This window comes from Streptomyces sp. NPDC057950 (assembly GCF_042887295.1).
Taxonomy (GTDB): domain Bacteria; phylum Actinomycetota; class Actinomycetes; order Streptomycetales; family Streptomycetaceae; genus Streptomyces; species Streptomyces kaempferi.
In genome coordinates, this window is sequence record NZ_JBHVPP010000001.1 from 947,274 (window position 1) to 961,346 (window position 14,073).

The following is a 14,073-nucleotide window of genomic DNA, read 5'->3' on the forward strand; positions in this document are numbered from 1 at the left end:
CTCCCGTGCGGACCGCGCACAATGACCGCCGGCATCGACACCCCGGACCGCCGGGGCCGCACCGGACTCGACCGGACGGGCCTGGGTCTGTCCGGCAACCCCCGGGTCAGGATCCGGGACGTGAAACTCCTGTCCAGCCACTGGTACGTGGAGCGCACCACCACCTTCGACTTCCGGCACGCCGACGGTACCTGGAGCACGCAGGAGCGCGAGACGCACGACCGCGGCAACGGAGCGACCCTCCTGTTGTACGACACCGAGCGCCGAACCGTCCTGCTGACGAGGCAGTTCCGCTACCCGGTGTACACCAACGGGCACCCGGACGGGATGCTCGTCGAGACACCGGGCGGCCTGCTCGACGAGGCGGACGAACACCCCGAGGTCGCCGTGCGCCGTGAGGTCGTCGAGGAGACCGGGCACACGGTCGGCGAGGTCCAGCACGTCTTCGACGTCTACATGAGTCCGGGCTCGGTCACCGAGCGGGTGAGTTTCTACGCCGCGCCCTACGGGCCGTCCACCCGCACCCACGAGGGTGGCGGGCTCGAGGAGGAGGGCGAGGACATCGAGATCGTCGAACTGCCCTTCCGTGACGCCCTGGCCATGATCCGCGGCGGCCGGATCGCCGACGCCAAGACGATCATGCTGTTGCAGTGGGCCGCTCTGGAGGGCCCGTTCGCAGGCACTTGACCTGAAGTGCTCTTCAAGTCACAGACTCCTGTGCGGGCCCGCGGATGCCGGGCCCGAACGGGAGGGACCAGCGTGAAGTACCGTTCCATCGGAGCCGATCCGGACAGTCGCCGTGAGGTGAGCGTGCTCGCGCTCGGCGCGATGCTGTTCGGCTCGGTGACGGACGAGAAGACCTCCTTCGCCGTACTCGACCGCTATGTCGAGGCCCGTGGCAACTTCATCGACACGTCCGACAACTACGCCTTCTGGGTCGACGGCGGCCAGGGCGGCCAGAGCGAGGAACTGCTCGGACGCTGGCGCCGCAGCCGGGGCGTAGGCGACGAGATCGTCTTCGCGACCAAGCTCGGTGCCCGGCCGCTGGCCGCCGGAACCGGGTACACCGACAACCCGGAGGGGCTGTCGGCCAAGACGATCCGCGAGGCATCCGAGCGCAGCCGGGAACGGCTCGGCCTGGAGCGGATCGACCTGCTCTACGCGCACATCGAGGACCGGACCGTCGACATACGGGAGACCGTCGAGGGGTTCGGCGAGCTGGTCGCGGAGGGGGCCGTGGGTCTGCTCGGCGCGAGCAACCACGCCGTCTGGCGGGTCGAGCGGGCCCGCGCCGTCGCCGCTGCCGCGGGGCTTCCCGGTTACGAGGTGCTGCAGTACCAGCACAGCCTGCTGCGGCCCCGTACCGACGTACCCGACGCGCTCTTCCGGGACGGCAGCCTGGGCGGCACGACCGGTGAACTCCTCGGCTATCTGCGCGCCGAGCCCACCCTGACCCTGGTCGCCTACTCGCCCCTGCTGCGCGGTGCCTACGGCCGCGCGGACAAGCCGCTGCCCGCGGACTACGACCACCCGGGGACACCGCCCCGGCTCGCCGCGCTGCGAGCGGTCGCGCGGGAGACCGGAGCGAGCCCGAACCAGGTGGTGCTCGCCTGGCAGCTGGGCGCCGACCTTCCGGTGATCCCGCTGGTCGGGATGTCGTCCGTGGCACAACTGGAGGAGAATCTGGCCGCCGTGGACCTGGAACTGACGCCGGATCAACGGGAGCGTCTCGACAGCGCGCACTGAGGTGACCGGAGGGCCGCGTCGGGGGCGGCGGAGCGGCCGCCGCCCCCTGGCTGTGTCGAGGGAGGCAGCGCGGCCGGCGCCCCGGTGGAGTCAGGGGCGAGGGTCGCGCCGGGACCGGCGGGTGGTGAGCAGCAGGGCGATGTCGTCGGGGCGTTCGGCGGCCCGCCGGGCCTCCTCGGTCAGCAGATCGGCCGCGCGGGACAGCGAGGAGGCGCCGGGGCGGGCGTGCGGGGTGCCCGCCCCGGACAGCTTCGCGCGCACCCTCTCGATACCGTCGTCGATGTCGGTACCGGGCTTCTCGACCAGGCCGTCCGTGTAGAGAGCCAGGACGGCGCCTGGCTCCAGGCGCAGATCCGTGACCGGGTAGCGGGCGTGCGGGTCCACGCCGAGCACCACACCGCCGGGCAGGTTCAGAACCTCGGCGCGGCCGTCGGGGTGGCGCAACAGGGGCTGCGGATGTCCGGCACGCGCGGCACGGGCGACGCCGGTCACCGGGTCGAGCCGGATGTAGCAGCAACTGGCGAACTGGCCGGGATCGAGGTCGATGAGCAGCCGGTTGGTGCCGCTCATCACCTCGTCCGGAGCGTGGTCGCCGAGAGCGAACGCCCGGACGGCACTGCGCAGTTGGCCCATGGTGGCGGCCGCCTGGACGCCGTGTCCCTGGACGTCGCCGATGACCAGGGCCAGTCCGTCGCCCGCCTCCACCACGTCGTACCAGTCGCCGCCCACGTCCATGCCCTCGGTGCCGGGCAGATAGCGCCCGGCCGTCTCCACCTGGGGGTGTGCCGACAGCCGGTGGGGGAGCAGTGCCTCCTGCAGGCCACGGGCGAGGGCGGCCTCGGAGTCGTAGCGCCGCGCTCGTTCCAGGGCCTGTGCGATGAGTCCGGCCAGTGCCGTCAGCACCGCACGCTCCTCGGTGCTGAAGTCGCGCGGACGGTCGAAGCCCAGGATGCAGGAACCGACCGGCCGGCCCGAGGCGATCAGCGGCAGGAAGACCCGCGCGCCCACCTTGGCGTCCAGGGCGATCCCGGGATAGGCGGACTCGAGCCGCGGCATCGACTCGAAGAACAGGGCCCGCCCGGAGGTGAGGGTCTCCACTCCGGGCAGCTTGGCGTCCAGCCCCACCCCGTCGAAGGGGGCGAGGAAGCCTTGAGGGAAGCCGGTCTCCCACGCGAGGTACAGGCGCTGCTCCTGCAACAGGTAGATGGCGAGCTGCCGTCCGCCGAACGCGGGCAGCAGCTCCCGCATGACCACCTCGGACACCTGACGGGCGGTCACGGCCTCGGACAGGGCGATGGCCAGGACGATGGGGTGGTAGAGCCCGGCCGTGGTGACGCTCGAGACGGATGTTCCGGGGCCGGGTGCCGTCTCCGCCCGCCGGCCCTCGTCGAGCGGCGCGGCCTCCGCGGCCCTGGTGGTGTCGGCGAGACGCCCCATCGGGATCAGCTTGCACGTCAGGCCGCGGGGGCCGGGATACACCGAGAGGGTCAGCCAGGCGTCGCCGCGGCCCGCCAGGGCGGTCCGGCGTCCCTCGCGCGGGCGGGCGACCTGGAAGTGCACCGGCTCCGGCGACAGCAGCGCGCCGCGCAGATGGTCCTCGTAGGACGGCTGGTCCAGCCAGGGCACGGCCTGCCACAGCGGTCGCCCGAGCAGTTCCCCGTGCGGCCGGCCGAGAAGCTCGGCGGCGCGCGGATTGACGTAGGTGATCAGTCCGAGTCGGTCCAGTGCGAACACGCCCTCCGGGAGGAGGTCGGCGGCACCGGCCGCGGCCGGTCCCGGGCCCGGGTCGACGACCGTCCCGCAGACCCGGAACGGCGGGTCGGGCGCGTCGTGTCCGGGTGCCAGGTGCAGCAGGCACAGGCCGCCGCTCGACGTGTGCAGGGGCAGCGGATGGGCGGGCGGGTGACCGGCGGCCGTCTCGTGCAGCGCGGCCAGCAGGGCGTGCGGATCCCGCGGGGACAGCTTCCGGGCGAGCGTCTCCGGTGTCCCCGGGAAGGCCCCCGCACCGGTACCGAGCAGGGACCACAACGCGTCGTCCGCGGTGACCGTGCCGTCGGCCGGATCCCAGGCGAACCGTCCGGCGCACCGGGGGGAAGGACCGTCGGCGGGCGGGCGCACGCACAACGGTTCGCTGTCCCAGGTGACTTCGGACCCGTCCTTCTCCCGGGCCGACAGTGCGGCGCCCAGACTCTCCGCCACCGCCGTCATCCGGTCGCGGTCCGGCAGTACGTCGGTGGCGTCCGAGGCCGAGGGGCGCAGCACCGTCAGGACGCCGAAGGAGGCCGAGGAGCCCGTCACGGGTACGTACAGCGAGCCGAACTGGAACGGCAGACCGGCCGCGAGCTGCGGATAGCGGCGCATCGTCTCCGTGGCGTCGGCGAGCAGCACCTCCCTGCCCTGCCGGTGGCAGTCGGCGGCGGGGAAGGGCCGGTCCAGGGGCAGCCGCCACCACGAACGGAACAACTGGTGGGGCAGGCCCGCGAGTACGGCCAGTCTCAGCAGGCCGGGCGTGGACGTGCGCAGGTACACGCCCCCCGCGAAGCCGCGGGCCGCGCGGATCGCGTCCGCCACGGCCTCGTTGAGCAGGACGGCCAGGCCATCCAGCGCGTGGTCCGCCGGCTCGGCGCTCCCAGTCATCGGTCTGTCCTCGTCCGCCTGCCGTCAGGTGACCAGAGCAAGGATGCGCCGTACCGGCACCGGCCCGCATCTCGACGCCTCCCGCGCCGGTCGCCTTTCGTTGGCCTTGGTTTCACTCAACCGTATCGGCTTCACCCAGCGCGAAAGATACCGCGCCCGCGCCGCGGCGAGGAGTCCCGGGACGATGTCGTCGGCCCGCCGCAGGCCGCTGTGCCCCGTGTCCTCGGTCGGAAGCGGCACTGTTTCGGACCGTGGCGGCGGGGTGGCCGACTCGGCGGCGGCCGCGCGGCCACCTGGAGGGGCCTGGGCCGGTCGGTCCGGTCGGTCGGCCCGGTCGGTCCGGTCGGTCGGGCCGGTCGGCCCGGTCGGCCCGGTCGGTCGGGCCGGTCGGGCCGGTCGGTCCGGTCGGTCGGGTAGGTCGGGTAGGTCGGGGCGGTGGGGCGGTGTGGACCGGTGGGGCGATCGGGCGCCGGGTCAGGAGCGGCGCGGGGTCAGGGGCGCGGCGCGGGCCCCAGCGCGTCCGCGGCGGCGGACGCCACGGCCTCGGCGACCACGGCGAGTGCCGGGAAGTCGAGCTTCCACTGCTGCCAGTACAGCGGGACGTCGACGGGCCGGTCCGGGGCGAGTCCGACCAGCCGCCCGGCGCGCAGGAGCGGCCCGGCCTGCGCCTCGGGAACCATGCCCCAGCCGAGCCCGGCGACGACAGCGTCGACGAACCCCTCCGACGTGGGCACGGAGTGCCGCAGCGGGCTCGCGCCGCGGCCGCCGAGCAGTCGCGCGGCGAAACCGTCCTGGAAGTCGTCGCTCCGGTCGAAGACCACCACCGGAGCGTCGGCGAGCAGGTCGTGCAGCGCCGTGTCCGTCCCGGCGCCGAGCCAGCGGCCGGCGAAGGCGGGACTCGCCGCCGCCAAGTAGCGCATCCGGCCCAGCGGCCGGACGGAGCAGCCCGCCACCGGGTCGGGGGACGAGGTCACAGCCGCCATCACCGCCCCCTCGCGCAGCAGGGTGGCCGTGTGGTCCTCGTCCTCGCGGCGCAGTTCGAAGCAGAGCCGCAGCTCGCGCGGGACGCGGGTGAGCGCGGGCAAGAACCAGGTGGCGAGCGAGTCGGCGTTCACCGCGATCGACAGCCGTGTCGGCTCCCCGGAGTCGCTCATGCCGAGCTCGGCCCTGGTATCGCGCTCGAGCCGGGCCAGTCGGCGCGCGAACCGCACGACGATCTCGCCGGACTCGGTCGGGCGCACCGGTTTCGTCCGTGTCAGAAGGACCCGTCCGGTGCGCTGTTCGAGGGCCTTGACGCGTTGGCTGACCGCCGAGGGCGTCACATGCAGGGCGGTCGCCGCCGCGTCGAAGGTGCCTTCGTCGACGACCGCCAGCAGGGTGCGTACCTGGTCGAGGGGGAGTTCCGCCATCACGAGCGCTAATGATACGTAAGAATCTTTAGCTGTACTCTTGACAGTCGCCTTCCTAACGTCGTCGCCATGACCGACGCACTCACCGCCGCGGCCGCCGGGTTCGGTACCGGCCTCTCGCTCATCGTCGCCATCGGCGCGCAGAACGCCTTCGTGCTGCGCCAGGGCATCCGTCGCGACGCGGTGTTCGCGGTGGTGGGCATATGCGCGGTCTCCGACGCGGCGCTCATCGCGCTGGGCGTGGGCGGCGTCGGCGCGCTGGTGGTGGCCCGGCCGGAGGCGCTCACGGTCGTCGGCCTGGTCGGCGGAGGATTCCTCCTCGTGTACGGAGTCCTCGCCGCCCGCAGGGTGCTCCGTCCCGGGGCGCTGGAGGCGGCGGGCGGTGCCACGGGCTCGTGGCGGCGGACCGTGCTCACCTGCCTGGCACTGACCTGGCTCAACCCGCACGTCTATCTCGACACCGTCTTCCTGCTCGGCTCCCTCGCGGCCGACCGCGGCCCGTTCCGCTGGACCTTCGGACTCGGGGCGGCGCTGGCGAGCCTGTGCTGGTTCGCCGCGCTGGGCTTCGGCGCGAGGCTGCTCGGCCGCCTCCTGTCCCGGCCCTCGTCGTGGCGGGTGCTGGACGCCCTGGTCGCCGCGACGATGATCGGCATGGGGGCCCTGCTGATCGCCGGAGCCTGAGCGACGTACGCCACGCGCGCGTGACGGACCGCGGGGGACGGGCGTGACGGGCCGCACGGGACCCACGGGGACTCCGCATGCTCCTGTTCAGCGATAGTGAACCCTGACAGCGAAAGATGTATCGAGCAGCCAGGACGGTCGTGGACACGAGCAAGAGCAGTACGGACGGCACGGACGGCGCACCGGCACCGGCGGACGGGCCGGCCGGTGCGGTGGCCCCCGGGCAGCCGGACCGCGGTGGCTGGCGCCGCTGGACGATGGACACCCGCCCGTTGCGGCGCCCGGCGTACCGGAGGCTGTGGTCCTCCACCATCGTCACGTCGGTGGGCAGCCAGCTCACCGCCGTCGCCGTCCCCAAGCAGATCTACGACATCACCGGGTCCTCGGCCTGGGTCGGCTACGCGAGCCTGGCCGGCCTGCTGCCGCTCGTGGTCTTCGCCCTCTGGGGCGGCGCCGTGGCCGACAGCATGGACCGGCGCAAGCTGCTCCTCGTCACCAACACCGGGATAGCCGTCACCTCGCTGCTCTTCTGGATACAGGCCGTCACCGGACTAGGCTCCGTCCTGGTCCTGATGGTCCTGCTCGCCCTCCAGCAGGCCTTCTTCGGCCTGAACGCGCCGGCCCGCAACGCGTCGATCGCCCGACTGGTCCCCGAGCGGGAACTTCCCGCGGCGAACGCGCTCGGCTCGACCGTCATGCAGACGGGCCTGGTGGCCGGACCCCTGCTCGCCGGTGCCCTGATCCCGGTGATCGGTCTGAGCGAGCTGTATCTGATCGACGCGCTGGCGCTGTGCGTCACCGTGTGGGCGGTCGTACGGCTGCCCCCGCTTCCGCCTCTGACGGGAGCGGCGGGCCGCCGCGCGGGCTGGCACGAGGTCGCCGCGGGGTTCCGCTACATCGCCCTGCACAAGGTGCTGCTGCTGTCCTTCCTCGCCGACATCATCGCCATGGTCTTCGGCATGCCGAGGGCGCTGTTCCCGCAACTCGCCGCCGAGACGTACGCGCCCTACGGCGAGGGCCTGGCGCTCGGGCTGCTGTTCGCGGCGATCCCCATCGGCGCCGTGATCGGCGGACTGATGTCGGGCACGTTCTCCCGTGCGCGCCGGCACGGTCTCATGGTGATCGCCGCGGTCCTGGCCTGGGGCGCCGCCATCACCGGGTTCGGTCTCAGCGACAGCCTGTGGGTGGCCGTGGCGTTCCTCGCGGTCGCCGGAGTCGCCGACATGGTCTCCATGGTCTTCCGCGGGGCGATCCTGCTGTCGGCCGCCACCGACGAGATGCGCGGCCGGATGCAGGGAGTGTTCACCGTGGTGGTCGCGGGCGGCCCGCGCCTCGCCGACGTCCTGCACGGAACGGCCGGTTCCGTCCTGGGGGCCCGCACGGCCGTCGCGGGCGGCGGCCTGCTGGTGATCGCCGCAACGCTGGGCCTGGCCGCCGTGACGCCGGCACTGCGCCGGTACACGGCCTGACCGACGAGAACTCGGGCTGCCTGGGCCGGTCCTCCGGCCGGGGACCCGGCGGGAGGACCGGTCGGTCCGCTCGGCGCCCGCGCCGGGTCCGCGAGGCGCGACGTCAGCTCGGTGTCGCCTGGTCCATCAGCTTCTGCAGGTGCAGACCCCGGCGAGCGTCCAGCGGTCCGGACACCCCCGTACGCACGGCCGTCGCGAACTCCCGGCGCAGTACCGGCCAGATCTCCTCGCCGTCGAGTCCCGAGGCGTCGAACACCAGCGGCGGCTGCGGCCCGAAGAGCTCGATACGGGTGCTGCCGGGGTCGAGGTCGACCGATCCCGACAACGACGCCTGACTGACGGCCCCGTTGGCGTGCTCGCAGGTCAGCTCGATCCACCGGCGGGGGTCGCCGGTACCGCGGACCCGGACGATCGTCCCGACGGCCGCGTCCAGGAGATCCAGCAGGTGGGGACCGAGGTCGAGCAGGGCGCCGTGCTCCAGCCGCCACGGCGTGGCGAACTCGCCGCCCAGGAAGGCTCCGTGCAGGAGACACGAACGCGCTCCGGTGATCTCGATCGCCCGCGCCGCGCTCAGGAACTCCCGGGTGGCCGGGTGGTAGCGGTTGCTCAGGACGAGCTGGGAGACGACACCCGCCTCGGCCACGGCGTCGGCGACCCGCCGCGCCGACGCCAGGTCCGCCCCGAGCGGCTTCTCGAGCAGCAGAGCCTTGCCCGCCTTCGCGGCCAGGGGCGCGAGTTCCGCCTGCACCGCGGGCGGAACGGCGAACGCGACCGCCTCGCAGCCGTCGAGCAGCTCTTCGAAACGGGCGGCCGTGGCCGCTCCGTGGGGCGACGCCGTCTCACGGGCCGCTTCGGCGCGCCGCGCCCACACCGCCGTCAGTCGCGTCTCGGGTCCGGCGGCGAGGACGCGGGCGTGCACGGCCCGCGCCCAGGGTCCGGCGCCGACCAGACCGACCCTGACGGGTTCATGGGGCCACGGAAGCGAGGTGCCGGTAGCTGTCGCGGTCACTGAGGTTCTCCTTCGGCTGGTGCCCGGCGTCGGGTGGGGAAACTCCATCACGAGGCGGGCCTGTCGACCAGGGGGAACGGCCACCGGGTCGGCCGCGAGTCGGCTGCGCGCGGAATCGCGCGGAATCAGGACGTGGCGCACTTCCGCGAGGGCGTGGCGCACCTCCGCGAGGGCGTGGCGCACCTCGGCTTCTTCTTGACCCTCCCTTTCCCGGATTACCTCTGACACAGAGCTATTCTCGTTCGTGTGGAACCGGAGAGCTTTCCCGAGGCACTCGCCGACACCCTGGCCGGGGTGCAGCGGCTGATCCGCCGACGGCTGCGCGGCGGCATGACCGCCCCGCGGCTGCGCGGCGCCGAGGTCGACCTGTTGCGCCTGGTCATGGCACGTCCGGGCATCGGCGTGTCCGAGGCCGCCAAGGAGCTCTACCTGGCGGGCAATTCGGTCTCGACGCTGGTCAACCAACTGGCGCGGGACGGCTATCTGATCCGGGAGACGGACCCGGCCGACCGGCGGGCCGCGCGACTCATGCCCACACCGGCGGCGGACGCACGGCTGCGCGACTGGCGAGAGCGGCGCGCGGCCCTCGTACGGAACCAGGTCGCCCGTCTCGACGAAGCCGACCGCGTGGCCCTGGAGGCCGCTCTTCCGGCCCTGCGCAAGCTGGCGGCGAACCTGCACGAGGAGGCCGAGGAGACATGACGCGCCACAAGACCGGTGACAAGGGCCCCGAGGACGGCGGGGACAAGGCCGCCGCGGTACCGGACGCGGGGAACGCCCCGGCCGTGCCGGGCGGGCCCGGGACGCGGGCCGCCGTGACGGACACCGGGGCGGCCTCCCGGACGGACGCGGTGACCTGCGCGGGGCTCGCCTACGCCTTCGGTGACACGACCGCGGTGGACGGACTCGAACTCTCCGTCCGCGACGGCGAGGTGTTCGGACTGCTCGGGCCCAACGGCGCCGGCAAGACGACGGCGATCCGCTGCATCACGACACTGCTGCCCGTTCCGGCCGGCACGGTACGTGTCTTCGGGCACGACGCCGCCCGTGAACGCATGGCGGTGCGGCGCCTGTTGGGCTACGTACCGCAACAGCTCTCCGCCGACTCCGGGCTCACCGGCCGGGAGAACGTGGAGCTGTTCGCGCGCGTCTTCGACGTCTCCCGCCGGGAGCGCGCGGCGCGGGTCGGCCAGGCGCTCGCGGCGGTCGACCTCGTCGACGCGGCCGACCGGCTGGCCAAGACGTACTCGGGAGGCATGGTCCGCCGTCTCGAACTCGCCCAGGCACTGGTCAGCGCGCCCCGGCTGCTGATCCTCGACGAGCCGACCATCGGCCTCGACCCGATCGCCCGGACGAGCGTGTGGGAGCACATCAACGCCGTTCGCGCCGCCACCGGGATGACCGTCCTCGTGACGACCCACTACATGGACGAGGCCGACCAGTACTGCGACCGGGTCGCGCTGATGCACCGCGGCCGGGTCCGCGCCCTCGGCACCCCCGACGAACTGAGGACGGGCCTCGCCGAACGGCGCGGCGCCGGGAGCGGTGAACGGCCCACGCTGGAGGACGTCTTCCGTGACATCGCCGGCAGCGGCCTCGACGACAAGTCAGGAGACTTCAGCGATGTCCGAAGCACCCGCCGTACCGCGTCCCGCGTCGGCTGACCTCGCGCACCCGGGCGGACTCGACCTGCTCGTGGTCCCGCCCCGGGCCCGTACCGGCTGGCGGGTGCTGCCCGCCCGGGTCGGCGCGATGTGCGCGGTCGAGCTGCAGAAACTCCGCCACGACCGCACCGAGTTGTACACCCGGGCGGTGCAACCCGCCCTGTGGCTGCTGATCTTCGGCGAGACCTTCACCCGGATCAAGGCCATACCGACCGGGGGCATCCCCTACCTCGACTATCTGGCGCCCGGCATCATCGCCCAGTCCGCGATGTTCATCGCCATCTTCTACGGCATCATGATCATCTGGGAACGGGACGCCGGAATCCTCACCAAACTCCTCGTCACACCGACCCCGCGGTCGGCGCTCATCACGGGCAAGGCCTTCGCCGCCGGGGTGAAAGCACTGATCCAGGCGCTCGTGGTCGTCGTCATCGCCGCACTGCTGGGGGTCGCGATGACGTGGAATCCGCTCCGGCTGCTCGGCGTCGCGGTGGCCGTCGTCCTCGGCTCCGCCTTCTTCTCCTGCCTCTCGATGACCATCGCGGGCATCGTGCTCACCCGGGACCGGCTGATGGGGATCGGCCAGGCCATCACGATGCCCCTGTTCTTCGGCTCCAACGCCCTCTATCCGGTGGCCGTCATGCCCGGCTGGCTTCAGGCCGTCAGCAAGGTCAACCCCCTGAGTTACCAGGTGGACGCGTTGCGGGGTCTTCTGCTCGGCACCCACGCGCACCTGGCCCTGGACTACGGCGTCCTCGTCGTCGCCGCGGCCCTCGGCATCCTGTCCGCCTCGTCGCTACTGGGCCGCCTGGCCCGCTGACCGCCGGGGAACCGGAACCTCCAACGGGCGGCCACGCCCCGTAACTTGACCGGATGGAGAGGGTATCCGGCCGGGCGGCCTCATAGGCTGTGCGCCAGTGATCACCGTCGCCCAGGAGGAGTCAACGTGACGTCACGCCCGCAGCAGGTCACCAGACGCAGCAGCGTCCTTCGCCGGGAGGCCGTCGTGGCCGCGATCCCGGCCGCCGTCGCTGCCCTGCTCGTCGCGGCAGGTCCGGCGGCCGCCGGACCCGTGGGCACCTCCGGCGCGGGGGACCCGTACTTCCCGCTCGCGGGCAACGGCGGTTACGACGTCGGCCACTACGGACTGACCCTCGGCTACGACCCGCACAGCCGCCACCTCGACGGCACAGCGGTCCTCACCGCCCGGGCCACCGAGCGGCTCACCCGCTTCGACCTCGACCTCTCGGGACTGAAGGTCACCGGTGTCACCGTCGACCACGTCAAGGCGTCCTACCGCCGGGCCGGACAGGAACTGGTGATCACCCCGCGCCACTCCCTGCGCAGGAACCAGGAGTTCCGGGTCACCGTCACCTACTCGGGCACCCCCGAGCCGGTCACCGACCCGGACGGCTCCCCGGACGGCTGGATCCCCACCGACGACGGCGCGTTCGTGGCCGGTGAACCGCAGGGGGCCATGACGTGGTTCCCCGCCGACAATCACCCCAAGGACAAGGCCTCCTACGACTTCACGATCACCGTTCCCAACGGAACCACCGCCGTGGCCAACGGCGTTCTGCGCGGGCGTACGACAAGCCACGGCCGCACCACCTTCCGCTGGCGGCAGACGGAGCCGATGGCCTCCTACCTCGCGACGGCGACGGTCGGCAAGTTCAAGGTGGAGCAGTACACCACCGCCGACGGGCTCAAGGTCTACAACGCCGTCGACCCCCGCGAGGCGAGTGCCGCGACGCCCGTACTGAAGAAACTGCCTGCCGTGCTCGCCTGGGAGAGCAGCGTCTTCGGCCCCTACCCGTTCCGAGCCGCCGGGGCCATCGTCGACCGCGCGCCGGACGTGGGGTACGCGCTGGAGACCCAGACGAGGCCCCTGTACGACTCGGCGCCGGACCTGAGCACTCTCGTCCACGAGAGCGCGCACCAGTGGTTCGGCGACTCCGTCGCCCTCACCACCTGGAAGGACATCTGGCTCAACGAGGGCTTCGCGACGTACGCCGAGTGGCTCTACACCGAGCAGCACGGCGGCAGGAGTGCGCAGCAGGCCTTCGACGCCCTGTACGCCAAACCGGCCGGCAACGACCTGTGGGCGTTCGCGCCGGCCGATCCCGGCAGCGGCGCGCACATCTTCGAGACGCCCGTCTATTCGCGTGGTGCCATGGCCCTGCAGAAGCTGCGCACGGCCGTCGGCGACCGGACGTTCCTGCGCGTCCTGCGCACCTGGGCCACAGAGCACCGTGCCGGGCACGGCACCACCGCCGAGTTCGTCCGGCTCTCCGAGCGGTTGTCCGGCAAGGACCTCCACCCGCTGTTCCACACCTGGATCGGCACGGCGGGCAAGCCGTCCTCTCCCTGAACCGCGCTATCCCCCACCCCCCCGAGGGCTTTTGTCCCGTCCGCTGTACGGTGACGAGCCCTTCGGGCGTGCGGGTGGGGGCGCGCCGGGGTCAGGCGGGGCGCAACCAGACCGTGCTGAGCGGGGGGAGGGTGAGCCGGATGCTCGCCGGCCGGCCGTACGCGGGGCGGGATTCGGCCTTGACGACGTCCGGGTTGGTGACGTCGCTCCCGCCGTACCGGGCGCTGTCGGTGTTGAGGGTCTCGCGCCAACCGGGCACGGAGTCGGGGACGCCGAGGCGGTAGGCGTGGCGGACGACCGGGGAGAAGTTGCTCACGGCGAGGAGGGGGTTGCCGTCGCCGTCGTGACGCAGGAAGGCGAAGACATTGTCCTCGGCGGCGTCACCGGTGATCCAGGCGAAGCCGGCGGGGTCCGTGTCGCGCTGCCAGAGAGCGGGTTCCTCACGGTAGACCGTGTTGAGGTCGCGGACCAGGTCCCTGACCCCGCGGTGGTCGGCTTCGGCCCCGTACCCGGGGTCCAGGAGCCACCAGTCGGGCCCTTGAGCTTCGGACCATTCGGCGCCCTGGGCGAACTCCTGTCCCATGAAGAGGAGTTGTTTGCCGGGGTGGGCCCACATGAATCCGAGGTAGGCCCGACTGGTGGCGCGTTGCTGCCACCAGTCGCCGGGCGCCTTGGAAGCGAGTGACTTCTTGCCGTGGACGACCTCGTCGTGGGAGATGGGCAGGACGTAGTTCTCGCTGTAGGCGTAGACCATCGAGAACGTCATCTCGTGGTGGTGGTACTTGCGGTGGACGGGCTCGTGCTGGACGTAGTCCAGTGAGTCGTGCATCCACCCCATGTTCCACTTCAGCCCGAACCCCAGCCCCCCGTCCGAGGTCGCCCGGGTGACGCCGTCCCAGGCGGTGGATTCCTCGGCGATGGTGACGACGCCGGGGTTGCGGCGGTAGACGGTGGCGTTCATCTCCTGGAGGAAGGCGACGGCGTCGAGGTCTTCGCGGCCGCCGTGTTCGTTGGGTGTCCACTGGCCGGGTTCGCGGGAGTAGTCGAGGTAGAGCATGGAGGCGACGGCGTCGACGCGGAGTCCGTC

12 protein-coding genes are annotated in these 14,073 nt (G+C 72.4%); 8 read left to right on the plus strand and 4 right to left on the minus strand.

The features are described 5' to 3' along the window. The first annotated feature begins 21 nt into the window (after positions 1-21). Positions 22-687: an NUDIX domain-containing protein gene (locus ACFVTC_RS04190; RefSeq protein WP_390123684.1), complete on the plus strand. Its 666-nt coding sequence runs from the start codon at positions 22-24 to the stop codon at positions 685-687. 72 nt (positions 688-759) lie between these two features. Continuing rightward, positions 760-1,746: an aldo/keto reductase gene (locus ACFVTC_RS04195; protein WP_390123686.1), complete on the plus strand. Its 987-nt coding sequence runs from the start codon at positions 760-762 to the stop codon at positions 1,744-1,746. Positions 1,747-1,836: 90 nt separating this feature from the next. Here the strand turns inward: ACFVTC_RS04195 and ACFVTC_RS04200 are convergent, their stop codons facing one another. Together ACFVTC_RS04200 and ACFVTC_RS04205 are read right to left on the minus strand one after the other, a co-directional pair. Further along, complete coding sequence (locus ACFVTC_RS04200) at positions 1,837-4,383, minus strand: SpoIIE family protein phosphatase (protein ID WP_390123688.1); 2,547 nt, start codon at positions 4,381-4,383, stop codon at positions 1,837-1,839. A gap of 491 nt (positions 4,384-4,874) precedes the next feature. Further along, the gene (locus ACFVTC_RS04205; protein ID WP_390123690.1) at positions 4,875-5,792 is read right to left on the minus strand and encodes a LysR family transcriptional regulator ArgP; all 918 of its coding nucleotides are present in this window, start codon (positions 5,790-5,792) and stop codon (positions 4,875-4,877) included. Between the two features lie 69 nt (positions 5,793-5,861). Here ACFVTC_RS04205 and ACFVTC_RS04210 point away from each other — a divergent pair, with 69 nt between their 5' ends. Both ACFVTC_RS04210 and ACFVTC_RS04215 read left to right on the plus strand, forming a co-directional pair. Then, the gene (locus tag ACFVTC_RS04210) at positions 5,862-6,473 is read left to right on the plus strand and encodes a LysE/ArgO family amino acid transporter (RefSeq protein WP_390123692.1); all 612 of its coding nucleotides are present in this window, start codon (positions 5,862-5,864) and stop codon (positions 6,471-6,473) included. A gap of 116 nt (positions 6,474-6,589) precedes the next feature. Continuing rightward, the gene (locus tag ACFVTC_RS04215; RefSeq protein WP_390123694.1) at positions 6,590-7,942 is read left to right on the plus strand and encodes an MFS transporter; all 1,353 of its coding nucleotides are present in this window, start codon (positions 6,590-6,592) and stop codon (positions 7,940-7,942) included. Positions 7,943-8,045: 103 nt separating this feature from the next. On the opposite strand, the gene ACFVTC_RS04220 is transcribed toward ACFVTC_RS04215, so the two are convergent. Continuing rightward, on the minus strand, positions 8,046-8,951 hold the full coding sequence (locus ACFVTC_RS04220) for a Gfo/Idh/MocA family protein (protein WP_390123696.1): 906 nt from the start codon (positions 8,949-8,951) through the stop codon (positions 8,046-8,048). Between the two features lie 246 nt (positions 8,952-9,197). Between ACFVTC_RS04220 and ACFVTC_RS04225 the strand changes: the two genes are divergently transcribed. The 4 genes from ACFVTC_RS04225 to ACFVTC_RS04240 all read left to right on the plus strand — a co-directional run bounded on the left by ACFVTC_RS04225 (position 9,198) and on the right by ACFVTC_RS04240 (position 12,986). Continuing rightward, positions 9,198-9,653 (plus strand): MarR family winged helix-turn-helix transcriptional regulator, encoded by a 456-nt coding sequence (locus ACFVTC_RS04225; RefSeq protein ID WP_390123698.1) that lies wholly within the window; start codon positions 9,198-9,200, stop codon positions 9,651-9,653. Further along, a complete protein-coding gene (locus ACFVTC_RS04230; protein ID WP_390123700.1) occupies positions 9,650-10,615 on the plus strand; it encodes an ABC transporter ATP-binding protein in 966 nt (321 codons plus the stop codon). Before ACFVTC_RS04225 ends, ACFVTC_RS04230 begins: the two co-directional genes overlap by 4 nt. Further along, positions 10,575-11,435, plus strand: coding sequence for an ABC transporter permease (locus ACFVTC_RS04235; RefSeq protein WP_168526103.1), 861 nt, complete (start codon positions 10,575-10,577; stop codon positions 11,433-11,435). The genes ACFVTC_RS04230 and ACFVTC_RS04235 overlap by 41 nt, the downstream gene beginning before the upstream one ends. A 126-nt stretch (positions 11,436-11,561) precedes the next feature. Then, positions 11,562-12,986 (plus strand): M1 family metallopeptidase, encoded by a 1,425-nt coding sequence (locus ACFVTC_RS04240; RefSeq protein ID WP_390123702.1) that lies wholly within the window; start codon positions 11,562-11,564, stop codon positions 12,984-12,986. Positions 12,987-13,077: 91 nt separating this feature from the next. On the opposite strand, the gene glgB is transcribed toward ACFVTC_RS04240, so the two are convergent. Further along, positions 13,078-14,073, minus strand: a 996-nt coding sequence (gene glgB, locus ACFVTC_RS04245) for a 1,4-alpha-glucan branching enzyme (RefSeq protein WP_390123704.1), incomplete at its 5' end; no start/stop codon positions are given.